Here is a 15244-nt window from a genome sequence, read left to right on the forward strand (position 1 = left end):
CAGAAAACTGTTATACTGAAATATGCGTTTTGTAAAATGAACGTAAAATTTCAGGGTAAGGGTTGAAGGCGACCATGTATAATTCCAAAAATGAACGAACTCCATCACGGACCTTATTCGCCGTGTTATTCATTCTTATGCTGTTGAAGCTGTCACTGCTGCGGTATTTCTTTTTCCAGGGTCTGTCCGGCATCGGTCTGTTAACTGACGCATTAGGCGCACTAACTGTGGTATGCCTGCTGGATCTGATCGTGCCCAAAGGCTGGAAGCGAGCAGTATACGGAGGATTCAATGTTCTGTTTTCTCTGGTGCTGTTCGCGGCTACGCTGTATAACGTTCATTTCAGTTCGGTACCCACCTATACTGTGCTTAGTGAACTGGGGCAAGTTGCTCAAGTGCGGGGAAGTATAGGGCCTCTTGTACGACCAACGCACTTTTTGTTTTTCGTAGACATTATCCTGGCGTTGCCAATATGGCTAATTATGCGAAGACGTTCAGCCGGGCGTAACCGCAACAGTTATCACGATAGCGGGTTGACGTTTGGCAGAATCCGGAGACGTTACTGGGGCAAGCTCGGCGTCGCGCTTACCGCCGCATTCTGCATCGTGCTGTCTGGCAGTTTTATTGTCAAAGGTGAAACAATTGATAATGAGCTGGTTCGGGCCGAGAATCTCGGTTTCCTGAACTATCAGGTATCGTCTGCCATTCTAACGAGCAAAGAGAATGAGGCCATTGCGAATGGTAACATTAACGAAACAATTGCCAAGATCAATGAGCTGGTTAGCCAGTATCCGTATCAGAATAAGTCAAGTGATGGTACAGCCGTGAAAGCCAAATATTTTGGTCAGGCCAAAGGTAGTAACCTGATTGTACTGCAACTGGAGTCCTTTCAGAATTTCCCGATTAATGCTTCATTAGACGGTCAGGAGTTAACACCGGTACTGAATGATCTGGCCAAAGAAAGCTATTATTTCTCTCATTTCTTCCAACAGATCGGACAGGGAAACACATCAGACGCGGAGTTCATGTCGAACACGTCTATCTATCCAACTGGCGTTGTTCCCATGTCAGCCGGGTATAGCGATCGTGATCTTCCCAGTCTACCCAAGGTACTGGCGGAAAAGGGATATGAGTCAGAGACGTTCCATGGGAATGACGTTACCTTCTGGAACCGGAACAAAATGTATCCGGCACTCGGATTCACTCGTTACTTCGACAAGCCCAGCTTCGAGAACGACAGATTCAATGACTTTGGACCATCGGATGAAGAGTTATATCGTGTAGGTGTGGAAAAAATGACTGCGCATCAGGCTGCGAATCAGCCGTTCTATGCTCAGTTCATTACGGCTTCAAGTCACTCGCCGTTTACGGTTCCAGCTGATCGTGCACGGATCACGATTCCTGCGACCATCACGAATAAACTGCTTCACGATTATCTGCAAGCGATCAACTATACGGACTACGCGGTCGGTCAGCTCATTGATGAGTTGAAAGCGAACGGATTATGGGATAACACAACGTTAGTGCTCTACGGGGACCACTTTGGTCTGCCTGCTGACGAAGAGATTACACAGCAAATCCAGGCGAATCTTGGCGTCCCTTATGACGGTAAAGTAAGTCGATTCAACATTCCGTTAATGATTCATACGCCGAAACAGACCAAAGGACAAGTGATTGAGCAGCCAGGCGGTCAGTTGGATATGTTGCCAACGATCATGAACCTGATGGGTGTCTCCCTTCAAGATGAGAAGTTTACTGCCTTCGGACATGATCTGCTCAACATGGACCACAATGCCTTCGGTATCCGGTATTACTTGCCGACGGGTTCATTTGTCAACGATGACATTATGTTTATCCCGGGTGCGGGCTTTGACGATGGAACAGCCTATTCGCTGAAGACTTACGAGACGGTAACGGATTTGGAACCGTATCGTTCCGATTATGAACATGTGCTCAGCTTGATGAAACTGTCTGACGAGTATGTGAAGTTGTTACCAAAACGTGCACCATAAATCAAAATTTCTGCAACAGGTCAGATCAAAAACGTCACCAGTTCAAAAGCTGGTGACGTTTTTTTGCATGTTTCTTGCACAAGTGTGGTAATAAAGAGAATAACTAAAGTTTGAAACTGTAATAATTAATGTTACAATGGAATGAGCAAGAATGAAGTGAGCAAAAGCGCGTAATATTCGCAGATCTCATATTCAAAGTACTTATGAACCTAACAGACGAGAGGATTGAATATATATGAAACTGAGTGTACTTGAACATGGACATATCAACGAAGGTCGAAATGTACAGGATACGTTGCAGGAAACGGTCAAACTCGCACAACATGCGGATCAATTGGGGTACTCCCGTTTCTGGATGTCGGAGCATCACGGTAGTGGTGCGCTGTCTTTCTCCAGTCCTGAAGTTATGATTGCACATGTGGCTGCCCATACGGATCGAATTCGCGTAGGTTCCGGTGGCGTTATGCTACCTCATTATAGTGCTTATAAGGTTGCAGAGAATTTCCGTCTGCTGGAAGCTTTGCATCCGGGGCGGATAGACCTTGGGATTGGCAGAGCACCAGGCGGCATGCCGATTGCCAGCAGAGCGCTGAATGAGGGGAAATCTTCGAATGTACACTTTTTCCCCCAACAGATTGCGGATCTCGGCGGATACTTTCATGAAGAATTGCCTGAGGATCATCGGTTCGCATCCCTTGTGGCGGGACCATCAGTTCCCACGGTACCAGAAGTGTGGTTGCTGGGTTCCAGCTCTGAAGGTGCAAGAATTGCTGCAGCGCAAGGGACGTCGTATGCGTTTGCCCAATTCTTCGGAACACCAGGCGGCGAAGAAGCGATGAAACATTACCGCAGACATTTCAAGCCGTCCATCCTGAATGACAAACCACATTCAATGATTGCTGTCTCGGCATTCTGCGCGGAGACAGAGGAGGAAGCCGCTGAAATTGCACGCAGCAATGAACTTTTCTTCTTACGCCTTGGACGAGGTCTTGAACAAAGTTCATTCCCATCTCTGGAGACGGTGAACAACTATCCATTCACAGCGATGGAGATGGAACAGATCCACCAGCGCCGTTCTTTTTCCATCGTGGGTACACCGGATCAGGTGAAAGACAAAATTACCGCAATGGCAGAACGCCATGAAGCAGATGAAGTCATTATTGCATCAGCAGTCCATTCGTTTGAAGCACGTCTGCGCTCATTCGGCTTGATTGCAGAAGCCTTTGGACTCAAGCAGGACTAATGGTGAGCAAGCGGGAATAACTACTCTAAACAGACTGGAATCTTGCTCTTGCAAGGTTCCGGTTATACTCTTGCGTGATCAGGGAGAGGAGAGATTCACATGCCAGATGTGTCATTAGTGATATTCATGGCTGTTACGATGAATTTAATGCACTGCTTAAGCTTGCAGATTATAATCCGCAGCAGGATGAATTAATTTTACTCGGTGATTATGTGGATCGTGGTCCAAGCAGCAAACAGGTCATTGAACAGATTATGCAGCTTCAACAACAGCACCATATTATGGTGATCAAAGGCAATCACGATGCCATGATGGTCAAGGCGCTTACCCAGGATGTTGAGCAATATGATCAACACTGGATTCGTAATGGCGGATTACAAACGATGGCAAGTTATCTGGACCTGGAGCTTACTTTTGATGAGCAACAGATAGATTGGGAAGCTTATGCTGAAGCTAAAAAGTGGATACGTACACACTATGAACACCATCTACGCTTTCTGGAACAGCTTCCGCTGGTGTACGAAATTCCGGGTTATATTTTTGTGCATGCCGGGATCAACCCGGATATCGAGGATTGGAGAAGCCAGTCCGAGCGGGACTTCATCTGGATTCGTGAATCATTCTATTCCAGACCAACGACGATTAGAGAGACGGTCGTATTTGGACACACCCCCGTGAAGCATTTGCATGATGAGACAGGCATTTGGTTTGACCCGAGCGGAGACAAAATTGGCATTGATGGTGGTTGTGCCTACGGAGCACAATTGAACCTGCTGGAGATTAGAGAAGACGGGAGTCTACAGACCCTTTTTGTACGGCAAGGGCAGAGCGCGGAAGAGCCTGAGATCTAATGTTTTCGTTGCTTATCAGAGTTTCATATGCTAATTTTTAAGGTTGTACGATGGAATAAACAGGATACATATCATATCGACTTGAGGGGTATGACCAAGTTTGGCTATTTTCAAAATGACTTGCCTGAGAATGATTTGCAATTAATTCGCTGTAAAGGGATTGGAATTAAGCCTTATTAGCGCTATAATCAGTAAGGGTATGATTAAATATGACATTTATTTTCTATATAAGTTCAACTAAACTTTTTACACGAGAACGGAGAGGACAGAAAAAAGCTGGAGAAGCGGAGCGTTCGCCTTTATCACCGGATTTTCCCTTTAAAAAGGGAATCAAAAAATCTGGGGATAACAGCGATCGGAAGGTTATTCTGTCATCGGAGTGGCAAGTGTAAACATTCTTTGGTTAAACTTATATAAATCAGAATTGACGGAGGGCTATGAATATGGAAAAAGCGTTAATCTTCGGTCACAAAAATCCCGACACGGATACGATCTGTTCGGCAATTGCCTATGCGGATCTCAAAACAAAATTGGGTCAGGACGTTGAAGCTGTTCGTCTCGGCGAAGTCAATGGTGAAACCCAGTTTGCACTGGATCAATTCAAAATTGCAGCACCACGTCTGATTAAAACAGCTGCAAATGAAGTAAACAAGGTTATTCTGGTTGACCACAACGAGCGTCAGCAAAGTGTAAGCGATATTGAGGAAGTGACTGTTGTTGAAGTTATCGACCATCACCGTATCGCTAACTTTGAGACAAGCGGACCTCTGTATTTCCGTGCAGAGCCTGTAGGTTGTACCGCAACCATTTTGAATAAAATGTACAAAGAAAATGGCATCGAAGTGAGTGCACCGATTGCTGGCCTGATGCTGTCTGCAATTATCTCCGACTCCCTATTGTTCAAATCCCCGACTTGCACAGAGCAGGACGTAGCCGCTGCACGTGAACTGGCTGCCATTGCTGGTGTAGATGCAGACACATATGGTCTGGACATGCTGAAAGCCGGCGCGGATCTGAGCCAAAAAACAATTGCTGAACTAATCTCCCTGGATGCCAAAGAATTCGTAATGGGTCAATCCAAAGTGGAAATTGCACAGGTTAATGCCGTTGACGTGAATGATGTTCTCGTGAAGCAACCTGAGCTTGAAGCAGCTATTGAAGCGATCATTTCCAGCAAAGGTCTCGATCTGTTTGTATTTGTCGTAACAGACATTCTGAACAACGATTCCGTAGCTCTGGCATATGGTACATCCACTAAAGCAGTGGAGAAAGCCTACAATGTGACGCTGTCTGATAGCAGAGCTATCTTGAAAGGCGTAGTATCACGCAAATCACAAATTGTACCGGTCCTGACGGAAGCATTCAACACGCTGTAACTCAAACCGATTGGCGTATTTGTACGCTGATATGTATTACAAATACGTAGCAACACCATCCTAGCCTGCTCTGATCCGTAAATGGTCAGGACAGGCTTTTGATGTAGAGGAGGAAGAAATCATGATCAAAAATGAAAAGATCAAAGCAGCCGAAGTGCAGTTGACCGGCCTGAATGGTGAAGATCTGGGTGTGATGTCCACGCAGGAAGCACTTCTACTTGCGAAGCAGCATAAGGTAGATCTGGTGTGCCTGTCCTTGATGACGAGTCCGCCTCCGTGCAAGCTGATTGGAGCTGAAGCGGCCAAAGCGGAAGCGCAGCAGGCGAAGAAAAAAGCGAGTAAATCCCCCGATAAACGTAAAGTAAAGGAAATTCGCTTGAACCTTGCGATGGAAGATCATGACCGGGAGACGAAGCAATCTCAAGCGGAGCGCATTCTGAAGAAGGGTGATTCGGTAAAACTCGTCATCCAGGTGCATGGAGCCAAAGAAGGAGTTGCAGGCAAGGAGTGGGCTGAGCAACTGAGCAAATCGCTGGCTGAATTCGGTAGCAAAACGACAGGTGTTCAGGTAAGTGGTAAACAGGTTGTTGTGCAACTGGACCCGATTGCTTAAACTGCCAGGAGCGATCCTCGATGTAGCACAAAGGTAAGGCGAATATTGATACCGTAATGATCTTTTGAATGTAAAGAAGCCCAATGAGGTGGCAGGTTAACTGCTGCTGTATTGGGCTTGTTTGTCATCACTTGGATTGAAGTATCGTGCAATTTAATGTAAAAGCCGTTTCTGTTCCAGTAGTTCAGCTGCGTAAATAACGGCTGCCACCAAGTCGTACATATAACTGTCCGGGTAACACAGGCGTAGAACCAGCGGCCATATTATTCTGGTTGTTTTTGGCGAATCGGGATAAATAAAAGAAGTCCGGATAGATCACCATATCCATCAAGTAGGCGGAGACCCGACTACCTGGAACGCGGAACTGATTCAGGGTACGTATAATATCTTCGCCGCGTGCAATACCAATGCCGTGTCCGTAATACCAGTTCTCGCGCAGCATGAACGTATTCTCTCCCTGCCACTCGGGAGTTTCCGGAGAAACATCCGGATTCTTGAAATACAGCACATCTCCTGGCAGGGCGGTTTCGCTACCGTTTTTTTCGGTTAATCGCAGGTCACTGTCATAATGCCAGTCAAAGAGTAACAGATTTCGAAACAGGGAATTAAAGGCGTCTTCGCGAATGCTTCCCAGCACGCCACCATACAGCACAATAACGGTAGCTGTTGCACATTCAAAGGCATATAAGTGTCCATTCCTCCAGATATCCCGGATACCGTCGGCGGGGGACACGTTTGATCTTAGTTCGAACCCACCTTCCGCATTACGATTCCAGTAGGCAGGATTACATCTGGATTTTTCAAAGGATGCAAAACTCACACCACTTCGATCCAATCCTTCCGCTGCATCCACGAGAGAGCCCCTCAAGTCCCACTCAAAACGAAGATGATCCATGGATTGGTATACATACCTTGTAGGCCGATTCTGGAGTTGCTGTAACCAATGCCATTCAAAAGCAGACCATTCCGAGCGGTTCAGCTGGGCGGGTTGATTAGCAACAATGATCATGATCCATAACCTCCGTTCCTATTCGAATATTCAACTTTGTATAATCGGGAGAGCACGGGTATTGTGTAGTATATGTCGGTTCATGCAGGAATTTTGTCCGATCTCGTTTATTAATCCTTGCATTTGGGGTAGTACTCTATAGATGAAGTTATGTTCAGGTCGATCTATTCATACGGAATACATTCAGATTCTCATAAAGGAGGACATGTAATGTCGAAATCCATTACAGAGAGCCGATCTCTGTTTGAACAGTTGTATACGCACGCACCAATCGGCATTGCTGTCGCATCGCATGTAAATGGACGGTGGTTGCAGCTTAATCCTGCATTTTGCGAGATGCTTGCATACAGTGAAGATGAACTGATCGATACTTCGGTCATACATATGATCTACGAAGAAGATCTGCATATGGAGGAATTCCGCAGCAAGTTTTGGGAAATGACCCATGAAACAAGTCCGATGTACGAGACGGAGGTGCGTCTGAAACGAAAGGACGGTTCGTTATTATGGGCAACCATTAGAGCTTGTATTGTTAGGGATGAAACGAATGGTGAGCCCTTGTATTTGCTGGTACAAGCTGCTGATATTACGAAACAAAAAGATGCAGAGGAAATCCTCATTGTGCAACGTAAACAATTGGAAGAGAGCAGTCGCATCTCTCGGCTGTTGGCGGAGTCTTCACTAGACCTGATTGCAATACATGATGCCGATTCTAGTCGTACATTTAAATATGTATCAAATGCATGTAAAAGCATGTTGGGCTATGAGTTGGAAGAAGTTATAGGTAAGCCGGGAACATTTGTTATCTATCCGGAGGATGTGCCTTTGGTTGAAGCGTACGTAGAAGAGCAGAGAAAGGGTCTTGCTCCCAAACGGCTCAATTATCGCCTGCTACATAAGGATGGATCTACGGTATGGGCAGATACGATTACGCACTATGTATATGACGATGCAGGTGAATTGATGGAGATGGTCGCCGTAACCCGGGATATCACAGCCAGCCAGCAACAACAGTTAAGCATGCAGGAGTACAGATCGTTATTTGACTGCAATCCCCTAGGTGTGGCTTCTCTTGATCTGGAAGGCAATCTGCTGAAAGCCAATATGGGTCAGGAACAGTTGACAGGACACACCAAAGAGGAGCTGCTGAATCGACCTTTTGATCACCTCATTGATCCTGTAGATCTGGAGAAGACTCGATACCATTTTGAGGAGACGGTGAAGGGCAATGCACAGAGTTACGAGATAGGCCTAATTCACAAAAATGGGCAGCGAATTGAAACAAATGTGATTAATGTTCCTATTATACTTGAGGAGAAAGTTGTCGGGGTCTATGGGATTACCAGTGACATTACTGAGTCCAAACGTTACGTCGAGGAGATCGAGAATCTTAGTTATGAACGGGCATTGATTTTGAATGGCATGTCTGAGGGGGTTATTGGACTGGACCTGGATGGGAATCTGAACTTTGCCAATCCGGCCGCTGCGGAGATCATGAACTTCTGTCCAAGTGAAATGAATGGCAAACCATTAGAACAGATGATGATCCAAATGCAGAGCGATGGCATCCCATACCCATCCAGGGATACACCTATTCTACAGGCTGTTCGTGAGGGACGAGGTCTGCCGCGTACCGAATCCGTATTCTGGAGACAGGATGGGTCCAGTTTTTTGGCGGAGTTCCAATTGAAGCCGATTATGGATCAGGGTAGAACCCGCGGAGCAGTTCTGGTCTTCCGTGATATGACATCTGTTAAGGACATCATACGTGCCAAGGAAGCAGCAGAGCATGCAGACCGAGCCAAGTCCGAGTTTCTCGCCATCATGAGTCATGAGCTTCGTACGCCATTAAACGGCATCATGGGCATGGCCCATCTGTTAATGGAAACCGAGCTGGATGATGAACAGAAAGGTTTTACGGAAATTATGATTGATAGCGGCGAATCCCTTTTGTACATTTTGAACGAAATTTTGGATTTCAGCAAAATCGAAGCCGGCAAAATGGATCTTGAGCGCGCACCTGTAGATATTAAGGCGATGCTGGGCGGGGTGATCGAGCTGTTTGCACTGAAGGCATCAGAGAAAAATATTGAACTCTATTGTGAAGTGTCGGATCACATTCCTGAACGCATTCGAGGGGATGAGACACGAATCCGGCAGATTTTGATTAATCTGGTGGGTAATGCCGTTAAATTCACAGAGCAAGGCCGCATTGAGGTGAGCGTAGGTGCTGATTTCTCAGATGAGCATGGTCAGGATAAACTGATGTTGACCTTTAAGGTGAGAGATACAGGGATCGGAATTCCAATAGAAAAGCAGCATCAATTGTTCCAATCCTTCTCACAGCTTGATCCGGCCATCAATCGTAAGTTTGGCGGGACAGGTCTAGGCCTTGCGATCAGCAAAAAACTGGTTGAGTTAATGGGCGGAGCGATTGGCGTACAGAGTGAGATCGGTGAGGGGGCAGAATTCCAGTTCACCCTCGTAGTGGAGCGGTGGTTAGAGGAAAGTAATGATCCGATTGACATCACCACGAATGATGAACTGCAATTGGATCGAGCTAGTCTTGCCCATGACATCAAAATTTTGATTGCTGAGGATCAAACGGTCAACAGTCATCTGTTGGAGGAGATGCTGCGCAAGTTTGGCGGAGTATGTGATATCGTTGAGAATGGTGCACAGGCCGTCGATTCTTTGAACAAGGTTCAATATGACCTGGTGTTTATGGATATTCAAATGCCAGTTATGGATGGGATTGAAGCGACCTGCCACATCAGAAAGAGCCACCCAGACATACCGGTTATTGCAGCGATTACAGCTTTTGCAGGCGCCGGTGACCGTGAGGAGTGTCTGAAATGCGGGATGCAGGACTTTATCAGCAAACCGTTTCATTCCACGGAGATTAGCCGCGTACTGAATACATGGGTTCCATATATTCGCTCTCAAAGGGTAACGTAACGGAAAAATAACCTGCGCCTTGAAATTCAAGGTACAGGTTATTCTGTCATTTACGACCAGCCTCCGATTAAACCGGAGAGAGTCACACATTCGTCATCTTCCAAATCTGCAATCAGAGTGAGTTCTTCGTTGTCTTGTGGATCAACGGAGAATAATTCACGGCGTCCGTCCTCATGCACAATAATGACTAACTGATGGCCGCCCTTTGTATCAAACTGGTACTTAACTCCGATACCAGGTAGTGGGCATTCGCGGATATTCATGAAACTTGTCACCTCTTTAGCTTTGCTTAATAAAAAATTAACCGTTCACACAGTACGGATGTATTCTACTATCCATAACACCGTTTGGCAAGTCACAAATAAAATTGGTGTGAAGAATTAATTTTTTCCGCGATGTGACCTTGCACTTTGGTGCTGTCTGGCCCGTCTGCGACGAACAAAAAACCAAATGAGCAGAGCAGCGATTAATAGTAGGCCAATGACTGCCATGATAATGATGTTCCGAATATTGGGAACCTGTACAGTCAGATCCAGTTTATTCATCTGGAGGGGTGAAACGTGCCAAATCAGCGTTTTTCCGCCATCCTCTACCTGATCTGCATTGGAATCAGCTGCCTTGATGGGCAAAGACAACTTAAAGTCAAAGTTAACATCCTTTAACAAGAGATTTTTAAGAAAGCTGGGTACCTTGTTAATCTGATTTTTGATCTCACCATCGGGCATGGACTCCATGAGATCGGCTTCTGCTGTAATATGCATTTTGGAAGTGAAGAAGCCAGGTGAAGTTGATTGTTCAACCTTGATCCCTTGTGGTAACTTGGACGTATTAAAGCTGGTTTTATTGCTTTTTTCATAATGGGTGGTCGCTGTGAGTTGCTTCTGATCTCCTTGTTCCGAAACCTCTGCCTGGAAGTTATTTCGATTCAATGCATCTGCAATCAGAGGCATGAGATTGTCTTGTCCAATTTTTCCAAGAGCGGAGTTCTTTACGTTGAGATTGAGATCCAGATCCGTTGATCCATCCATATTTACCGTTAGATGGGCTTCTCCATCAGCACAAGCGGATAAAACAGATAACATAAGGGCTAATAAAACAGTAAGAAATAACTGACGTAAGGGGATGCGAGTTGACATGTCTTTCAACCTTTCTGCTTAAAAATCCAAATTCCATTTCATAGAAGTATAGTATACACCGTAAGCATGGCGGATGAAACTTTGCACCGTGCAGCGAGGTACGTATGATTTAGTGTGATCGGGGAAATAATCCATTTATTAAAATTAAAGATTTCGTATTTTTGTCAATGTTCGGTCAATTCAAATGGCGCTTCACCGTGTACACTAGTAGTAGTGTGATGAATATACGGAAGCAGGGAGGTTACATTCATGACATATATCATTATTATGGCTGTTATTATGGTCGTGGGCATGGTCGGAATGGGCTGGTTCTATCAGATTATGGATAAAGACCAAAGCTAGTATTGTTTAAATGTGAAAAGAAGAGAGACAACCTATAAGCTGGCTTCGCTAACGCGAGGCGGGCTTATTTGTGTGGGGAAAATGTTGAGGCACTGACCTTACATAAGTACGTAATATATGTAACCAGTCGTGTTGCACAATTTGACCGATGGACAAATATTTTTCGTAAAGATGGGATTTTTTAGCTGCTCTTTTGTATAATAGGGGGTAGTTTAACTCGGGATGCTCCCGAAATTCTGCCAAACAGGAAAGGGTGTACATAATGAAATTTAGTGAGTATACGTATACACGTCCGAATCTGGAACACATCAAGACATCTTTCCGTGAGCTGTTGAGCGGTTTTGAAGCTGCGGCAACGGTTGAAGAACAGAGTGGATTCATGGATCAGATTAACGCGCTGCGCAGTGATTTTGAGACACAAGCCCAATTGGTCTACATCCGTCATTCCATTGATACCAATGATGAGTTTTACAAGGCAGAGAACGAATTTCTGGATGAGAATGCACCAATTGTGCAGGAATATATTACGGATTTTTACCGCGCACTGGTTAACTCCAAATTCCGCAATGAGTTGGAACAGAAATGGGGTTCACAGCTGTTCCAGCTGGCAGATCTTTCACTGAAAACATTCAGCCCGGAAATTATTGAAGAACTCCAGAAGGAGAACAAACTTTCCACAGAATACAATCAATTGATCGCATCCGCCAAAATTCCGTTCGAAGGTGAAGAACGCACGTTGCCACAGCTTCATCCATTTGAACTGTCCACGGATCGCTCCATGCGTGAGCGCGCTTCGGAAGCCAGATACACTTTCATGGCTGAACATGAGGCTGAATTCGATCGCATTTACGATGAACTGGTTAAAGTACGTACACAGATCGCGAAGAAACTGGGTTATCCAAGCTATGTAGAACTCGGTTATGATCGTATGAACCGTACAGATTACAACGCCGAGATGGTTGCCAACTTCCGTGCACAAGTTCGCGATTATATCGTGCCTGTAGCGACCAAGCTCAGAGAGCGTCAGCGTAATCGGATCGATGTGGATACACTGTATTATTACGATCAGGGCTTCAGCTTCAAGACGGGTAACCCGACACCTAAGGGTGACGCGGACTGGATTATCGAACATGGTAAAAAAATGTACGCTGAATTATCGCCAGAGACGGATGCTTTTTTCCAGATGATGACCGAAAACGAGCTTATGGATCTGGTAAGCAAAAAAGGTAAACAGGGCGGCGGATATTGTACGTTCCTGAACGATTACAAAGTGCCGTTTATCTTCTCCAACTTCAACGGTACATCCGGTGATATTGATGTATTGACACATGAAGCAGGTCATGCTTTCCAGGTGTATGAGAGCCGTGATTTTGCAGTGCCTGAATACAACTGGCCGACATATGAATCGGCTGAGATTCATTCCATGAGTATGGAGTTCTTCACATGGCCGTGGATGCAGTTGTTCTTCAAGGAAGATACGGACAAGTACAAGTTTGATCACCTGTCTTCCGGTTTGTTGTTTATCCCCTATGGCGTAGCCGTGGATGAATTCCAGCATTTTGTATATGCGAATCCGGATGCAACACCAGCGGAGCGTAAGCAGGCATGGCGCAACATTGAGAAGACCTATCTGCCACACATCAATTACAAAGACAATGCGTATCTGGAGCAGGGTGGTTTCTGGCATAAGCAGGGTCACATTTTCTCATCGCCATTTTATTACATTGACTACACGTTGGCACAAATCTGTGCATTCCAGTTCTGGAAACGCAGCAATGAGGACATGAAGTCCGCATGGGCCGACTATCTGACATTGTGCAAAGCGGGAGGAAGCCTGTCCTTCACCGGATTGGTTGAACTGGCTGGATTGAACTCACCATTCGAGGATGGCTGTGTATCCTCCGTAATTGGCGATATTGAGGCATGGCTTGACGGCGTGAACGATAAGGCGCTGTAAGCCTTCGTCAGGATGCTTTTAGTAATAGTACCTTCAGTAAGGTATAAGTAGTGGATAAAGCTTTAAGATAGATAAGTAAGACGGCTTGGAGACCTTCGGGTGTCTGGGTCGTCTTTTTCATTATAGGTAAAAATCAACCTTCAGTGTAACATTTATCGGACTCATTGTGATTTATTTCACTATATCTGAAAACGGATTCAGTTACAATGGAGATAGTAAATCAGGGGTTACAGGAGGCTGGTTCAAATGGCAACACATGCATATTATGTTCCGCCCGTGAACTTGATGGGTAGAGGCTGTTTACAGGAAGCAGGTCAGATGATTGAACAGATGGGTATCCGCAAGGCGCTGGTTGTAAGTGATCGTCAATTGATTACTTCAGGCGTTGCTGAACAGGTACTGTCTATACTAAGAAAATCAGGGTTAGAATATGTTGTATATGATGAGGTTCAGCCTAATCCAACATGTCAGAATGTACATGATGGACTTCAAGTATTCCAGGATCATGGCTGTGACGCCATTATATCGATAGGCGGAGGTTCACCGCAGGATGCTGCCAAAGGGATTGGTATTGTAGCTACGAACGGTGGGCATATCCGTGAATATGAAGGACTGCATCAATCGAAACATAAGTCCGTACCACTTGTGGCTTTTAACACAACAGCGGGCACATCGAGCGAGGTGACAATTAACTACGTGATTACAGATGAGGAACGTAAAGTGAAGATGGTTATGGTAGACCGCAACAGTCTGGTCTCGCTGTCGGTTAATGATCCGGAGCTGATGCTCAGCAAACCTGCAAGTCTCACAGCGGCTACAGGAATGGATGCCTTGACCCATGCCGTAGAAGCGATGGTTACACCGGGTGGATTTACAGTGACAAGTGCGACAGCTGCAGCAGCTGTTGAATTGATCTTTGAATATTTGCCTAGAGCCGTGAGAGACGGCAGTGATCTGGAAGCGCGGGAACATATGACGTATGCGTGTTTCCTTGGCGGGATTGCTTTTAATAATGCGGGCCTGGGTTATGTCCATGCGATGGCGCATCAACTGGGTGGCGTATATGATCTGCCGCACGGTGTCTGTAACGCAATGTTACTCCCCTATGTGGAAGAGTTAAACGCCAAGCATGTACCCGGCAAATTCCGTCATATCGCTAAGGCAATTGGTATGAATGTGAAGGGTAGAAGTGATGAGGAGTGTTCCAATTACGTCATTGAGGCCATACGTCAGCTATCGAAGGAAGTAGGCATTCCTGAGAAACTGTCTGAATTGGGTGTAAAAGATCCCGATGTGGAACTTCTTGCGGATAACGCGATGAAAGATGCCTGTGCACCAGGCAATCCCTATCAACCGTCCAAGGATGAAGTGATGGAGTTGTTCCGCAAAATTATATAGACTGTTTCAGAAACGGATACATCAAAGTACAATCTTGTTGAAGCTAGAGGATCATGAACCAAGCAGGGTCCAAAAAATAACAGACAAAATGAGCCGGGATGGAAAGTCGGCTTTTTTGTCATGTGAACTCATACTTTTTACTTATTTTCCCATTTAATGATTGTACAAAAACTAAAGGATTTTGCTTCTCTATTATCGAATATAATATGAATAACAGCGGCACGAGAAAGGGTGATCTTACCCGCAACTTGATGTCGATGTTTTCCAGTAAGATTCCCCAGTCCGTTTCGTGTTTAATGTAAATAGGAGTAGTCTATTTCATTGTTCACGAGCTACACCTGAAGTTCTG

The 15244-nt window shown here is 45.5% G+C and carries 11 protein-coding genes; 8 read left to right on the forward strand and 3 right to left on the reverse strand.

The window, feature by feature from the left end:
• Positions 1 to 74 precede the first annotated feature (74 nt).
• The 5 genes from AC4E8D_RS13030 (at position 75) to infC (ending at position 6095) form a co-directional block, all read left to right on the forward strand.
• Entirely contained in the window at positions 75 to 2012 is a 1938-nt protein-coding gene (locus AC4E8D_RS13030; protein WP_221824945.1) for an LTA synthase family protein, read from the forward strand.
• Between the two features lie 235 nt (positions 2013 to 2247).
• On the forward strand, positions 2248 to 3255 hold the full coding sequence (locus AC4E8D_RS13035) for an LLM class flavin-dependent oxidoreductase (RefSeq protein ID WP_221824944.1): 1008 nt from the start codon (positions 2248 to 2250) through the stop codon (positions 3253 to 3255).
• A gap of 74 nt (positions 3256 to 3329) precedes the next feature.
• Positions 3330 to 4106 carry a metallophosphoesterase family protein gene (locus AC4E8D_RS13040; RefSeq protein ID WP_313771518.1) on the forward strand — a complete coding sequence of 259 codons (777 nt, stop codon included), beginning with the start codon at positions 3330 to 3332 and terminating at the stop codon, positions 4104 to 4106.
• Between the two features lie 443 nt (positions 4107 to 4549).
• The gene (locus AC4E8D_RS13045) at positions 4550 to 5482 is read left to right on the forward strand and encodes a manganese-dependent inorganic pyrophosphatase (RefSeq protein ID WP_076217128.1); all 933 of its coding nucleotides are present in this window, start codon (positions 4550 to 4552) and stop codon (positions 5480 to 5482) included.
• Positions 5483 to 5603: 121 nt separating this feature from the next.
• The gene (gene infC / locus AC4E8D_RS13050; RefSeq protein ID WP_221824943.1) at positions 5604 to 6095 is read left to right on the forward strand and encodes a translation initiation factor IF-3; all 492 of its coding nucleotides are present in this window, start codon (positions 5604 to 5606) and stop codon (positions 6093 to 6095) included.
• 184 nt (positions 6096 to 6279) lie between these two features.
• On the opposite strand, the gene AC4E8D_RS13055 is transcribed toward infC, so the two are convergent.
• Positions 6280 to 7104 carry a protein-glutamine gamma-glutamyltransferase gene (locus AC4E8D_RS13055; RefSeq protein WP_221824942.1) on the reverse strand — a complete coding sequence of 275 codons (825 nt, stop codon included), beginning with the start codon at positions 7102 to 7104 and terminating at the stop codon, positions 6280 to 6282.
• A gap of 210 nt (positions 7105 to 7314) precedes the next feature.
• Between AC4E8D_RS13055 and AC4E8D_RS13060 the strand changes: the two genes are divergently transcribed.
• Positions 7315 to 10062: a PAS domain-containing hybrid sensor histidine kinase/response regulator gene (locus tag AC4E8D_RS13060; protein ID WP_221824940.1), complete on the forward strand. Its 2748-nt coding sequence runs from the start codon at positions 7315 to 7317 to the stop codon at positions 10060 to 10062.
• A gap of 50 nt (positions 10063 to 10112) precedes the next feature.
• Here the strand turns inward: AC4E8D_RS13060 and AC4E8D_RS13065 are convergent, their stop codons facing one another.
• A complete protein-coding gene (locus AC4E8D_RS13065) occupies positions 10113 to 10325 on the reverse strand; it encodes a cation:proton antiporter regulatory subunit (RefSeq protein ID WP_017688899.1) in 213 nt (70 codons plus the stop codon).
• Between the two features lie 117 nt (positions 10326 to 10442).
• Entirely contained in the window at positions 10443 to 11198 is a 756-nt protein-coding gene (locus AC4E8D_RS13070) for a hypothetical protein (protein ID WP_339184425.1), read from the reverse strand.
• A 604-nt stretch (positions 11199 to 11802) separates the two neighbouring features.
• Here AC4E8D_RS13070 and AC4E8D_RS13075 point away from each other — a divergent pair.
• The gene (locus tag AC4E8D_RS13075) at positions 11803 to 13497 is read left to right on the forward strand and encodes a M3 family oligoendopeptidase (protein ID WP_339184427.1); all 1695 of its coding nucleotides are present in this window, start codon (positions 11803 to 11805) and stop codon (positions 13495 to 13497) included.
• 246 nt (positions 13498 to 13743) lie between these two features.
• A complete protein-coding gene (locus tag AC4E8D_RS13080; protein WP_221824933.1) occupies positions 13744 to 14895 on the forward strand; it encodes an iron-containing alcohol dehydrogenase in 1152 nt (383 codons plus the stop codon).
• Positions 14896 to 15244: the final 349 nt, after the last annotated feature.

It is taken from the genome of Paenibacillus sp. SRL342 (assembly GCF_984798905.1).